Below are 233 nucleotides of genomic sequence, written 5' to 3'. Positions count from 1 at the left end.
CGAATCCGACGCTGCCCAGGCTTACGACGACGCCGTCGCCCGCCTGCTCGGCGACACCCGTCCGATGCGCTTCACCCAAGTGGAAAAGAAGGGCTTCTTCAGCAAGATTTTCGGAGGCTGAGCTCATGGGTCTGTTCGACTTCCTGCTGGCCAAGAAGCAAACCGCCGCGGTCGCCAAGGACCGCCTGCGGATCATCGTCGCGCACGAGCGCGCCGGCCGCGGCGGCCCGGAT

Annotated in this window: 2 protein-coding genes; both read left to right on the top strand. The window is 66.1% G+C overall.

Annotated features, from left to right (window positions below):
- On the top strand, nucleotides 1–121 hold a 121-nt coding region (locus HKX41_13765), incomplete at its 5' end, for a septum site-determining protein MinD (GenBank protein NNC25200.1).
- A gap of 4 nt (nucleotides 122–125) precedes the next feature.
- Nucleotides 126–233: cell division topological specificity factor (locus HKX41_13760; protein NNC25199.1), on the top strand; the 108-nt coding region annotated here is incomplete at its 3' end.

The organism is Salifodinibacter halophilus, assembly GCA_012999515.1.
GTDB lineage: Bacteria > Pseudomonadota > Gammaproteobacteria > Nevskiales > Salinisphaeraceae > Salifodinibacter > Salifodinibacter halophilus.
This window is presented reverse-complemented; position numbering and strand designations above follow the sequence as displayed.